A 12,186-nucleotide genomic window follows, 5' to 3' on the forward strand; every position below is an offset into this window, starting at 1 on the left:
GAAAATGACGACGAAGAAAGCTGATTTTATCTGGTTCAATGGCGAAATGGTTCCGTGGGCGGATGCCAAGGTCCATGTGATGTCCCATGCGCTGCATTATGGATCATCAGTCTTCGAAGGTGTGCGTTGCTATGATTCCCATAAAGGGCCGGTGGTTTTCCGTCATCGTGAACATATGCAGCGCCTGCGCGACTCCGCCAAGATTTATCGCATGCCGGTAAGCCAGAGCGTGGATGAACTCATGGCGGCAACCCGCGCGGTGCTGATCAAAAACAAACTGACGAGCGCCTATATCCGCCCGCTGATATTCGTGGGCGACGTGGGCATGGGCGTTAACCCGCCGCCGGACTATACCACCGATGTCATCATCGCCGCCTTCCCTTGGGGTGCGTATCTGGGCGAAGACGCATTGGATCAGGGTATCGACGCCATGGTCTCATCCTGGAATCGCGTCGCGGCCAATACCATACCCACGGCGGCCAAAGCCGGCGGTAACTATCTTTCATCCATGCTGGTGGGCAGCGAAGCCCGTCGCCATGGCTATCAGGAAGGAATAGCGCTGGACGTGCACGGCTATGTTTCCGAAGGTGCCGGCGAAAACCTGTTCGAAGTGAAAGAGGGCATCCTGTTTACGCCGCCCTTTACCTCGTCCGCCTTGCCCGGTATTACCCGCGACGCCATTATCAAACTGGCCAAGCAGCTCGGCATCGAGGTTCGCGAACAGGTGCTGTCCCGTGAATCCCTCTACCTGGCGGACGAAGTGTTCATGTCCGGCACCGCCGCTGAAATCACCCCGGTGCGCAGCGTCGACGGTATCCAGGTGGGCATCGGCCGCTGCGGTCCGGTGACCAAGCAATTGCAACAGGCGTTTTTCGGTTTGTTTACCGGCAAAACCGAAGACAGATGGGGCTGGCTGGATCCGGTCAATAGCTAAAAACAGATGATGAGTGTGGGCGGCGTATACCCAATAGCTTTCACGTTGCAGCAAGGCGGCAAGCTTGTGACAAATCTGTCTGGAACAGATTTGAACAGCGCTTGCGCTGGCCCGAAGGGTGAACCTCAGGGATGAGGTTCATCATCCCCAGGAGCTTAGATAACTAAGTGACTGGGGTGAGCGGGCGCAGCCAACACAGCTGCAACGTGGAAGATGAAGGGTATCGGCCGCCTGACAAAAAAGTTTAACTGGAGTATTGAGCATGCCTAAGTACCGTTCCGCGACCACAACCCACGGCCGCAATATGGCCGGCGCCCGTGCCTTATGGCGCGCCACCGGAATGACCGATGATGATTTCGGCAAGCCGATTATCGCGGTGGTGAACTCCTTTACCCAATTTGTGCCGGGTCACGTACACCTGCGCGATTTGGGTAAATTGGTGGCCGAGCAAATCGAAGCGTCCGGCGGCGTAGCGAAAGAATTCAATACCATTGCCGTGGATGACGGCATCGCCATGGGCCACGGCGGCATGCTGTACTCACTGCCTTCCCGCGAGCTTATCGCCGATTCGGTGGAATACATGGTCAACGCTCACTGCGCAGATGCCATGGTCTGTATTTCCAACTGCGATAAAATCACCCCGGGGATGCTGATGGCGGCGCTGCGGCTCAATATCCCGGCGATTTTCGTGTCCGGCGGACCGATGGAAGCCGGTAAAACGAAGTTATCCGACAAAATCATCAAGCTGGATCTGATTGACGCCATGATGCAGGGGGCCAATCCCAACGTGTCCGACGAAGACAGCAACCAGATTGAGCGTTCCGCCTGTCCCACCTGCGGTTCCTGTTCCGGTATGTTCACCGCCAACTCCATGAACTGCCTGACGGAAGCCCTCGGCCTCTCCCAGCCGGGCAACGGTTCGCTGCTGGCCACCCATGCCGATCGCAAGCAGTTGTTCCTCAATGCCGGTACCCGCATCGTCGGTTTGGCCAAACGTTATTATGACCAGGATGATGAAAGCGTATTGCCGCGCAGCATCGCCAATAAGGCCGCATTTGAGAACGCCATGACGCTGGATATCGCCATGGGCGGCTCAACCAATACCGTATTGCATCTGCTGGCGGCGGCGCAGGAAGGGGAAGTGGACTTCACCATGGCGGATATTGATCGCCTGTCCCGCAAAGTGCCGCATCTGTGCAAAGTGGCGCCGAGCACCCAGAAATACCATATGGAAGATGTTCACCGCGCAGGCGGCGTGCTGGGTATTCTGGGAGAACTGGACCGAGCCGGGCTGCTTAACCGCGGGGTGGGCAACGTGCTGGGCCTGACATTACCGGAAACCCTGCGGCAATATGATGTGATGGTCACCGACGACCCGGCGGTGAAAAGTATGTATTCCGCCGGTCCGGCCGGAATTCGCACCACCCAGGCGTTCTCGCAGGACTGCCGCTGGCCGTCCCTGGATACTGATCGCAAAGACGGCTGTATCCGTTCCCGTGAATCCGCCTACAGCCAGGACGGCGGGCTGGCGGTGCTTTACGGCAATATTGCCGAAGACGGCTGTATCGTGAAAACCGCCGGGGTGGATAAGAACAGCTTGGTATTCCGCGGTCCGGCAAAGGTCTATGAAAGCCAGGAAGAGGCGTCGGAAGCCATACTCGGCGGTAAAGTGGTGGCGGGGGATGTGGTGGTTATTCGCTATGAAGGTCCCAAGGGCGGACCGGGCATGCAGGAAATGCTCTATCCCACCACCTTCCTGAAGTCCATGGGCCTGGGCAAGCAGTGCGCGCTGATTACCGACGGCCGTTTTTCCGGCGGCACCTCCGGCCTGTCCATTGGCCATGTTTCCCCCGAAGCCGCCAGCGGCGGGTTGATTGGCCTGGCCAATGACGGCGATATCATCGCCATCAATATCCATGAGCGCAGTATCGCCCTGGACGTGGCGGACAGCGAGCTGGCTGCCCGGCGCGAATCCGAGCTGGCGCGCGGCGATGCCGCCTGGCACCCCCATGGCCGCGAGCGTCAGGTGTCGTTTGCCCTGCGAGCCTATGCCCTGCTCGCCACAAGCGCCGATAAAGGCGCGGTGCGCGATAAAAGCAAGCTGGGAGGCTAAGCCATGGCAGACTCACAACCGCTTCCCGCCGCGCCGTGCGCCGCGGAGTATCTTCGCGCCACGCTGCGCTCGCCGGTATATGAAGTGGCTCAGGTCACGCCGCTGCAGCACATGGACAAGCTGTCGGCGCGTCTTGGCAATAACGTGTTGGTCAAACGGGAAGACCGGCAGCCGGTGCACAGCTTTAAGCTGCGCGGCGCCTACGCCATGATATCCGGCCTGACCGAAGAGCAGAAAGCCCACGGGGTGGTGACCGCCTCGGCGGGCAACCATGCCCAGGGGGTGGCGCTATCGGCCACCAAATTGGGCATCAAGTCCCTGATCGTCATGCCGGTGGCGACGGCGGACATCAAAGTGGACGCGGTGCGCAGCTTCGGCGGCGAGGCCCTGCTCTACGGCGCCAATTTTGACGAAGCCAAAGCTAAAGCCATCGAACTCTCCCGGGAATTCAATTATACCTTTGTGCCGCCGTTCGACCATCCGGCGGTGATCGCCGGGCAGGGCACGCTGGCCATGGAGCTGTTGCAACAGGATGCCCATCTGGATCGCATTTTTGTGCCGGTGGGCGGCGGGGGTCTGGCCGCCGGCGTCGCGGTGCTGATTAAGCACCTGATGCCGCAAATCCAGGTCATCGGCGTCGAGGCGGAGGAGTCCGCCTGCCTTAAGGCGGCGCTGGATGCCGGCGAACCGGTGGATTTGCCCCGGGTGGGCGGCTTCGCCGAAGGGGTGGCGGTACGGCGTATCGGCGACGAGACCTTCCGTTTATGCCGTGCATATCTTGACGATGTGGTGACGGTTGACAGCGATGCCATCTGCGCGGCGGTAAAAGATATTTTCGAGGATGTCCGCGCCATCGCGGAACCGGCGGGGGCGCTGGCGCTGGCGGGTATGAAGAAGTATATCCAGCAGCATAATATCCGCGGCGAGCGGCTGGCGCATATCCTGTCAGGCGCCAATGTGAATTTTCACGGGCTGCGGTATGTCTCGGAGCGCTGCGAACTGGGAGAGCAACGGGAAGCCCTGATGGCGGTCACCATTCCGGAACAAAAGGGCAGCTTCCTGAAGTTCTGCCAGCTCTTGGGCGGCAGGGCGGTGACCGAATTCAACTACCGTTATGCCGATGCGGATAATGCCTGTATTTTTGTCGGTATCCGCCTGACCCGAGGCCATGCGGAACGGGACGAAATCCTGGCCGAACTTACCGCCGGCGGTTATCAGGTGGTGGATCTGTCCGATGACGAAATGGCCAAACTGCACGTGCGCTATATGGTAGGGGGCCGTCCCTCCAAGCCATTGCGCGAGCGCCTCTACAGCTTTGAGTTCCCGGAATCGCCCGGGGCGCTGTTGAAATTCCTGCAAACCCTCGGCACCCACTGGAATATTTCCCTGTTTCACTATCGCAGTCACGGCACCGATTACGGCCGGGTCATGGCGGGGTTTGAACTGTCCGATCGGGAGCCGGAATTTGACAAGCACTTGTCGGCGCTGGGTTACGAATGTCATAACGAAAGCCAAAACCCGGCGTTTCGGTTTTTTCTGCAGGGTTCGTGAGAAATAGAATCAATTTCTTTGACCTATGATATGGGCCTGCGCGGCAGGCCCGAAGGTAGCAGACGTAAGTTGAGTGAGTGATTCAACCTTCTTTCAATACTGTGGTTTTAATCTCGGCGGGAACTAAAATAGACATCAGCAGAGAGTCGTCTGCATAAAATTCCTTCAAGTCTAACGGTGACCCGTAAGATTTAAATTCAGGGCGAGATCCACTGACAAACAATTTATGTAACCCCTGTTGCAGTTCTGTCGGCAGTCGAGTCAGTCTAGGATTTTCTCTTAGATCCAAAATTCGCAAAGTAGGCGTCAATTCACCATGGAAAAGGATCAAATTGTTATTGTGCGCATAAAATTCGATAAGAAATAAAGGCAGTATCGGTATTTCTTCCAGTAGGTTGTTGCTGACATTAAGCATTTTCAGCGCCGGGGGTAAATCACCCGTCAGGACTTCAAGATGATTATAGCTGACATCGAGTGATTGTAATTCATATTGAAACTTCATATCCGGAAGAAATGTAAGCTGATTATTACTGGCGTTAAGCTTAATAAGGGTAGGCGCCAAAGCTGGGGTTATTTCGCTGAGTTGATTATTGTGGATATCCAATACTGTGATTGCTTTGGGCAGTACAGGCGGGAGGCTGGTCAAACCAAGGCCGCTGAGGTCTAGCTCATTACTATTATAACGCTCGCATTCAATCATACGTTGTAACGCGATGGACCTTTCTTCCCCCATTCCCGGTATCGCACTGTTTTTCCAGTTTTCCCATAGGATATAGGGTAAATCTACAAAATCGGAATAGTATAGGATCACTGTTCCAGAAGATAAGTTTGGGCAGAAATTTATCATTAAGTGTCTCCGTTATAAACGCAGAAGATAATACGTTTACATTTATAACGTGACTTAAACCTTCTATATAAATGACCGTTCCAGGCGCTGCCAGAACGCATCGATAAGCGGTTCCTGTAATCTTTTGATTTGTACGCAGACTCCCAGCTCCAGCGGCGCCACCGGTGTGCCGTGTTCGATAATTTGCACGCGGTTGCGCACCGGCTCAGGGCTATTGTCCACCACCACTGATGGAATCAATGCGATGCCGCAGCCCAGCGCCACCATGGAAACAATGGCTTCGTGACCGGCCACGGTGGCATAAATCTGCGGGGTTGAGATATGGTTGCTGCGAAACCAGTGATCGATGCGGCGGCGCGCCGGACCGTGTTCCGGTAAAATAAACGGCGTGCTGGACCAATCAGGGGTCTCCGCCAGCGCCTGGGCTCGCACCGGACAGGGCAGCGCAGGGGCGATAAGGATCATCGGAATCTGGCCGATGGGAGCGAAATCGATGCTGGCGGGCAGGATCTCCGGATGGCCGGCGATGCCTAGATCCGCATCGTTGGACTGTACTTTTTCCACCGCATCGGCGGGGTCGCCGGTGGTGAGTTTGATCTCTACCAGCGGATGCTCGGCGCGGAAACGATCGAGAATTGGCGGTAGATGGCTGTATGCGGCGGTCACAGAGCAAAACAGGCGTAATTCCCCGCTCAGAGACGGGCCGTGCTGGCCCAGGCGGTGTGATAACTGTTGATATTGCAGCAGCGTTTGCTGGGCGAAGATTTTCAATTGCTCGCCGGCATCGGTAAGCTGCACGGTACGATTATCGCGTAAAAACAGGGTGCGGCCTACGTCCTCCTCCAGCCGCTGAATCTGCCGGGACAGCGTGGACGGACTAACATGGGTCGCTTTGGCGGTGCGGCCGAAATGGCGACTTTCCGCCAAATGAAGGAATAATTTCAGATCCCTGAGATCCATAAAGGAGTCGCCTTGATATCATTGCACAATCTGCAACATGAGATTGTTAATATATCAATTTCAGCAACGTGATGCATGCTTTATAGTGGGCACCATATCGATCCCGCACAACGCTCCCGCCGGGCCCATGATCACTACACCCGGTTGGAAAACGCCAACTGAATTCGGCGGGCCGTTGCCGGGAACTCATACCCTATAGATGTCATAGATACGGAGTAGCAAGATGGCCAATTATTTCGATAGCTTAAACCTGCGCCAGCAACTGGAGCAGTTGGGTAAATGCCGCTTTATGGGCCGGGATGAATTCGCGGATGAAGCGGGTTATCTGAAAGGCAAGAAAGTGGTGATTGTCGGCTGCGGCGCACAGGGGCTTAATCAAGGCCTGAATATGCGTGATTCCGGTCTGGATATCTCCTATGCCCTGCGCCAGGCCGCCATCGACGAGAAACGTCCCTCATGGCGTAAAGCCACGGAAAACGGCTTTAAAGTGGGAACCTATGAAGAGCTGATTCCCCAGGCGGATCTGGTGGTGAACCTGACGCCGGACAAACAGCACTCCTATGTGGTGAAAGCGGTGCAGCCGCTGATGAAAAAAGGCGCGGCGCTGGGCTATTCCCATGGCTTCAATATCGTCGAAGTGGGCGAACAGATCCGTAAAGATATCACCGTCATCATGGTGGCGCCGAAATGTCCGGGCACCGAAGTGCGTGAAGAATACAAACGCGGTTTCGGCGTGCCGACCCTGATTGCCGTCCATCCGGAAAACGATCCCCAGGGCGAAGGCATGGCCTTGGCCAAAGCCTGGGCCGCCGCCACCGGCGGTCATCGCGCCGGGGTGCTGGAGTCCTCGTTTGTCGCCGAAGTGAAATCGGACCTGATGGGCGAACAGACCATCCTGTGCGGCATGCTGCAGGTGGGTTCACTGCTGTGCTACGACAAGCTGGTGGCCGACGGCGCCGATCCCGCTTATGCCGGCAAGCTGGTGCAATTCGGTTGGGAAACCACCACCGAAGCCTTGAAGCAGGGCGGCATCACCCTGATGCTGGATCGCCTGTCCAACAGCGCCAAACTGCGTGCCTTTGCGTTGTCCGAACAGTTGAAAACCCTGATGAAGCCGCTGTTTGAAAAGCACATGGACGACATCATCAGCGGCGCGTTCTCCAGCGGCATGATGGCCGACTGGGCCAATGACGACATCAAACTGCTGACCTGGCGTGAAGAAACCGGCGCCACGGCGTTTGAAAACGCCCCGGTATATGAAGGCAAAATCAGCGAACAGGAATACTTCGATAATGGCGTGCTGATGATCGCCATGGCGAAAGCCGGCGTCGAGCTGGCTTTCGAAACCATGACCCGTTCAGGGATTATCGCTGAATCGGCCTATTACGAATCCCTGCATGAGCTGCCGCTGATCGCCAATACCGTGGCCCGCAAGCGCCTGTATGAGATGAACGTGGTGATTTCCGACACCGCCGAATACGGCAACTATCTGTTCGCCAACGCCGCCATTCCACTGCTGAAAGAGACATTCATGTCCGGCCTGCAGCCGGGGGATCTGGGCAAGCCGGCCGCCGCCGCTGAAGTCGACAACGCGCAGCTGCGTGATGTGAACGAGGCTATCCGTCAGCATCCCATTGAGGTTATCGGAGCCACCCTGCGCGGCTATATGAAAGACATGAAGCGCATTGCGGTAGCGAACTGAGTTTGGTTCCGCGCCGTTGCCGGCGCGGACGGGTTGGTTTTCCTGCAAATAATTAGACTGTCAGGAAAACTTCAATAAGGCGTACACGTAACGTCTTATTGTCATCGCCTTGCACAAATACATGTTCGCCGACAGTATTACACAGCGAGAAAGCCTATACACGAGCTGACAGCAGACGAACTTCAATGCCCAAAAATTCAGGAATGTCCGGTTCATTTTATTTCCGTGACGAAGCTATCGCGGCTGCGCCGGACTTTTTTCAAGTTCACCAGCCAATCACCTTCGGACGCCCGATAACCCAGCGGCAGAATAACAACGCTACGCAGGTTCTTCGATTTCAAACCGAGGATCTCATCCACCGCCGCCGGATCAAATCCTTCCATCGGCGTCGCGTCAACCTCTTCGAACGCCGCGGCAATCAAGGCAGCGCCCAGGCCGATGTATGCTTGCCGCGCGGCGGCCTGATAGTTAGCTTCCTTTCCCCGAGCGGCGACGATACCCAGCAACTGCTGGCGATAATTTTCCCAACCCTCGTTTTTGAAACCCCGGACGTCATTGGTGAGGTCAAACATCATATTGACGCGGTCTGGAGTGATGTCGTCCCAGGCGGCAAATACCAGCAGGTGCGAACAATCGGTAATTTGCGCCTGGTCCCACGCTACGGTCCGAATCTTTGCGCGAACATCCGCATTGCTCACGACAAACAGCTCAAAGGGTTGCAGCCCGCTTGAAGTCGGCGCCAGCCGCACAGCTTCAACAATACGTTCGAGCTTTTCCGCAGGGACGGTTTTCGTCGCATCGTACTTCTTGGTTGCATAGCGCCAGGCCAGTCTTTCATTTAAGGTCGTCATTAGGTTTCTCATCAGATGTTATTTGCAGCACGCAGCGTCAGCGGCCGTTGCGTAGTGTTTTGGTTTACTCCGTGGAACCGGCTTATATTCGGGTGACTCATGAGGCTCAAATAAAAATACTATACGATTAGCATCCGTAACCTGTTATCGATTATGGCTCTTGCGTCCTTTATGGGGTGTTAACTTTCGAGGCGGCATAACAGTAGGTCGTTGCTGCCAATAGGCTCAGCAATGAGTGAGGGGCTGATAGGCCATCGTTAGGCGTTAACGTAATGTCTCGGACCGGTTTTTTCAGGGGCTGATCACGGTGTGATGTTCATTAATGTATGCTATGTGATACATTAACGTCGATAGGATTCCCTATAGAATGCAAATGGCGGTTTTGCACCCTGGTCTGGAGCAACCGTCCCCATCTGTCCGGGGGAAATATCCTGGAATGCCCCCACAGTTTATTATCGGGATACGGGATACGGGATACGGGATACGGGAATGAACTCCAAGGCCGGATCAATGGCAAATCCGTCCCTGGCCCAGTCTGCGGTATAGGTGAACTGATAACGTTCCGTTCCCCTGGATGCGTACACGTCCAGTTGGCCCACCAGGCGCTCGTTGCCCTGCCAGTGAATGACGACGTTAATAGACTTCATCCTTGTCTCCTGGTACGGATGCGGACGGGTAACTGTTCATCCATTAAATGTCGCTACCGATGTAATTATGACCCACCTACCAATGTAAATCTGACCCACCTGGGGTAACAATGGCAGCTTTAAGAAGCTGCCCATGCTGACATTGGAGTTACGAGTGGAGATCGCAGTTCTTTTACGTCAGGGCATGTCTATACGCGGCATTGCTCGCCAGCTTTCCTGTTCCCGGCAGACCGTCCGCCGCTATATCCGTATGCAGGAGTCCCCGGCCAAGGCCAGCTACAAGGCCAGGGCGCCGAGGCCCGGCAAGCTTGACCCGTATAAGCCTTATATTCTTGAACGTGTGTACGCCGCCAGACCGCATTGGATACCTGGCAGCGTCATGCTCAGTGAGATACAACTTCGGGGATATTCCGGTGGCTACAGCATGCTTACCGCCTTTTTGCTCAACCTCAAGCAACAACCGGCTGACCCGGTGGTCCGTTTTGAGACCCAGCCCGGCGAACAGATGCAGGTTGATTTCACCGTGATAAGACAAGGCCGTCACCCGTTGTTGGCTTTTGTCGCCACCCTTGGCTGGAGCAGGGCAACCTTTGTACGTTTCTACGCCTGCCAGGATACCGCCGCTTGGTGTGATGGCATCGAGCAGGCGCTGTGCGCCTTTGGCGGTACACCGCAGCACCTTCTTTTTGATAACGCGAAGACCATTATCCTTGAACGCGATGTCTATGGCGTTGGCCGCCATCGGTGGAACCCGCCGCTACTGGCGCTCGCGGAGAAGTACGGTTTTACGCCCCGCGTGTGCCGGCCTTATCGCGCGAAGACCAAGGGTAAAGTTGAGCGATTCAACCACTATTTGAAGACCAGTTTTGTCGTTCCCCTGGCGACCACGTTTAAGCAGGCCGGTTTAGTCCTTGACGTGGATTCTGCCAACAGCCGTATCGGGCCATGGCTTACCACCGTCGCCAACGCCCGCAAGCATGGCACCACCGGCATTCCCCCCGAGCAGCGGCTACAGCAGGAGATTGACGTGCTGCTCCCGTTGCCGCGCGAAGGCACAGAGGTACCGTTATCGGTTGATAACCGCCGGGTTTTGCCCGTGAGAGTTTTCAACATCCGCTGTCGGTCTATCAGTCGCTGCTGGAGGTGAGGTCATGAGCCTTCAGCATCAGCGGATCAGCGAACTGTGCGAGTACTTTAAGCTTGACCGCATCGCCGCCGAGTGGCCTGGATTGGCACAGAAGACGCTGGATGATACCGGAACGTTCGGCGATTTTCTGGAGCAGTTGCTTCGCCTGGAGAATGACAGCCGCAACGAGCGGCGGCGCCAGACGCTGCTGCGCCTGTCGGGTTTGCCTGCGGTCAAGACGCTGGAGCAGTTTGACTTCAAGTTTGCCAGCGGCGCACCACGGGCACAGCTGCAGGAACTGGCTGGATTGGCGTTTATCGAAAGACAGGAGAACATCGTATTACTCGGGCCTTCCGGCGTTGGCAAGAGCCATTTTGCCTGCGCGTTGGCACATAAAGTCGCGATGGCCGGACTCAGCGTACGCTTCATTACGGCGGCGGATATGATGTTGCAACTGGTCGCCGCTCACCGTCAGGGCGATTTAAAAGGCTATTTAGGTCGGTGTGTCACCAAGCCCCGATTATTGGTGATCGACGAAGTGGGTTATCTGCCGTTCGGTAAAGAAGAAGCCAATTTATTCTTCCAGGTCGTGGCCCGCCGTTATGAAACAGGCAGCGTGATATTGACGAGTAACCTGCCGTTTACGCAGTGGTCTGGGACGTTTGGCGATGATGAGACGCTGACAGCGGCGATGTTGGATCGACTGCTGCACCATGCGCATATCGTCCAAATAACCGGCCAAAGCTATCGATTAAAAGACAAGCTCAAAAGTGGTCAGCTAAGGAAACCAACGCTGGCTGAACCACAACGATAATTCGTGGGGGGGTGGGTAACTTTTACTTTGGCATGGTGGGTCACAATTCAATCGGTATTGACAATTAAATCCAGCCCAAGGGGATCACGCGTCCTGTCGATGATTTTTTCCAATTCATCCAGCTTGCCCAGCACATACAGCGCTATGGCATAACTTCCCATGGAGACCTTCGGATCGCCGGCCTCCAGCCTGCTGAGCGTGGCGCGGGTGATGGGGTGAAATTTATTGCAAAAGTGGGGGTGATGGGGGAAGGATGTTTACCTGAGAGAAGGAGCCCGCTCTTGGGGCGGGGTTTTCCGTTGCGGTGCCAGATTCGACATCCTAATGGTGGGTAATCTATCAGAGCTGGATAGCAATCCTTTTACCCGTAGGGAGCGTGACATCAATGCTCAGATCCCCGCCCAATGCTACCACATAACGTTTTAATGTAGACAGGCGAGGATCGTTATCGGGTTGCTCCATGCGAGCAACACTCGGCTGTTTAATGCCCATTGCCTCTGCCAGTTCAGTCTGAGAGATGTTGAGTGCTTCCCTGAGCTGGCTTAAGGCGATGTCGCGTCGAAGTACTTCCACTTTTTCAGCTACGCGACTTTGCACTTCCGGGCTTTCCCTGGCCAGCAGTTCTTTATAGGTTGCCATCG

Annotated in this window: 10 protein-coding genes and 1 pseudogene; 6 read left to right on the forward strand and 5 right to left on the reverse strand. The window is 55.7% G+C overall.

From position 1 onward, the window contains the following. The first annotated feature begins 4 nt into the window (after window positions 1-4). From GTU79_RS01360 to ilvA, 3 genes are all read left to right on the forward strand, one after another. Window positions 5-934 carry a branched-chain amino acid transaminase gene (locus GTU79_RS01360; protein WP_132923842.1) on the forward strand — a complete coding sequence of 310 codons (930 nt, stop codon included), beginning with the start codon at window positions 5-7 and terminating at the stop codon, window positions 932-934. 262 nt (window positions 935-1,196) lie between these two features. After that, window positions 1,197-3,047: a dihydroxy-acid dehydratase gene (gene ilvD / locus GTU79_RS01365; RefSeq protein ID WP_203524396.1), complete on the forward strand. Its 1,851-nt coding sequence runs from the start codon at window positions 1,197-1,199 to the stop codon at window positions 3,045-3,047. 3 nt (window positions 3,048-3,050) lie between these two features. Next, window positions 3,051-4,598: a threonine ammonia-lyase, biosynthetic gene (gene ilvA / locus GTU79_RS01370; protein WP_203524395.1), complete on the forward strand. Its 1,548-nt coding sequence runs from the start codon at window positions 3,051-3,053 to the stop codon at window positions 4,596-4,598. 82 nt (window positions 4,599-4,680) lie between these two features. Here the strand turns inward: ilvA and GTU79_RS01375 are convergent, their stop codons facing one another. Both GTU79_RS01375 and ilvY read right to left on the reverse strand, forming a co-directional pair. Then, window positions 4,681-5,445 carry a leucine-rich repeat domain-containing protein gene (locus GTU79_RS01375; RefSeq protein ID WP_214513646.1) on the reverse strand — a complete coding sequence of 255 codons (765 nt, stop codon included), beginning with the start codon at window positions 5,443-5,445 and terminating at the stop codon, window positions 4,681-4,683. 63 nt (window positions 5,446-5,508) lie between these two features. Next, window positions 5,509-6,405 (reverse strand): HTH-type transcriptional activator IlvY, encoded by an 897-nt coding sequence (ilvY, locus tag GTU79_RS01380; RefSeq protein WP_203524393.1) that lies wholly within the window; start codon window positions 6,403-6,405, stop codon window positions 5,509-5,511. Window positions 6,406-6,628: 223 nt separating this feature from the next. Here ilvY and ilvC point away from each other — a divergent pair, with 223 nt between their 5' ends. Next, window positions 6,629-8,107, forward strand: coding sequence for a ketol-acid reductoisomerase (gene ilvC, locus GTU79_RS01385; RefSeq protein ID WP_214513647.1), 1,479 nt, complete (start codon window positions 6,629-6,631; stop codon window positions 8,105-8,107). A 212-nt stretch (window positions 8,108-8,319) separates the two neighbouring features. On the opposite strand, the gene GTU79_RS01390 is transcribed toward ilvC, so the two are convergent. Together GTU79_RS01390 and GTU79_RS01395 are read right to left on the reverse strand one after the other, a co-directional pair. Then, a complete protein-coding gene (locus GTU79_RS01390; protein WP_203524391.1) occupies window positions 8,320-8,958 on the reverse strand; it encodes a nitroreductase family protein in 639 nt (212 codons plus the stop codon). A 452-nt stretch (window positions 8,959-9,410) separates the two neighbouring features. Then, window positions 9,411-9,605 (reverse strand): hypothetical protein, encoded by a 195-nt coding sequence (locus GTU79_RS01395; protein WP_214513648.1) that lies wholly within the window; start codon window positions 9,603-9,605, stop codon window positions 9,411-9,413. A gap of 133 nt (window positions 9,606-9,738) precedes the next feature. Between GTU79_RS01395 and istA the strand changes: the two are divergent. Beyond that, a pseudogene (gene istA, locus GTU79_RS01400) lies at window positions 9,739-10,760 on the forward strand (IS21 family transposase). Continuing rightward, window positions 10,757-11,545: an IS21-like element helper ATPase IstB gene (gene istB, locus GTU79_RS01405; RefSeq protein WP_214513649.1), complete on the forward strand. Its 789-nt coding sequence runs from the start codon at window positions 10,757-10,759 to the stop codon at window positions 11,543-11,545. The pseudogene istA and the gene istB overlap by 4 nt, the downstream one beginning before the upstream one ends. A gap of 339 nt (window positions 11,546-11,884) precedes the next feature. Here istB and GTU79_RS01410 read toward each other — a convergent pair whose 3' ends face one another. Beyond that, on the reverse strand, window positions 11,885-12,184 hold the full coding sequence (locus GTU79_RS01410) for a helix-turn-helix domain-containing protein (RefSeq protein ID WP_203524389.1): 300 nt from the start codon (window positions 12,182-12,184) through the stop codon (window positions 11,885-11,887). Window positions 12,185-12,186: the final 2 nt, after the last annotated feature.

Source organism: Sodalis ligni (assembly GCF_016865525.2).
In the GTDB taxonomy this organism is placed as follows: Bacteria; Pseudomonadota; Gammaproteobacteria; order Enterobacterales; family Enterobacteriaceae; genus Acerihabitans; species Acerihabitans ligni.

Bases quoted from the DNA above. Each gene is read 5' to 3' on its own strand.
- GTU79_RS01360 (WP_132923842.1), top strand. From the start codon at position 5: ATGACGACGAAGAAAGCTGATTTTATCTGGTTCAATGGCGAAATGGTT.
- ilvC (WP_214513647.1), top strand. From the start codon at position 6,629: ATGGCCAATTATTTCGATAGCTTAAACCTGCGCCAGCAACTGGAGCAG.
- ilvD (WP_203524396.1), top strand. From the start codon at position 1,197: ATGCCTAAGTACCGTTCCGCGACCACAACCCACGGCCGCAATATGGCC.
- istB (WP_214513649.1), top strand. From the start codon at position 10,757: ATGAGCCTTCAGCATCAGCGGATCAGCGAACTGTGCGAGTACTTTAAG.
- GTU79_RS01375 (WP_214513646.1), bottom strand. From the start codon at position 5,445: ATGATAAATTTCTGCCCAAACTTATCTTCTGGAACAGTGATCCTATAC.
- GTU79_RS01390 (WP_203524391.1), bottom strand. From the start codon at position 8,958: ATGACGACCTTAAATGAAAGACTGGCCTGGCGCTATGCAACCAAGAAG.
- ilvA (WP_203524395.1), top strand. From the start codon at position 3,051: ATGGCAGACTCACAACCGCTTCCCGCCGCGCCGTGCGCCGCGGAGTAT.
- ilvY (WP_203524393.1), bottom strand. From the start codon at position 6,405: ATGGATCTCAGGGATCTGAAATTATTCCTTCATTTGGCGGAAAGTCGC.
- GTU79_RS01395 (WP_214513648.1), bottom strand. From the start codon at position 9,605: ATGAAGTCTATTAACGTCGTCATTCACTGGCAGGGCAACGAGCGCCTG.
- GTU79_RS01410 (WP_203524389.1), bottom strand. From the start codon at position 12,184: ATGGCAACCTATAAAGAACTGCTGGCCAGGGAAAGCCCGGAAGTGCAA.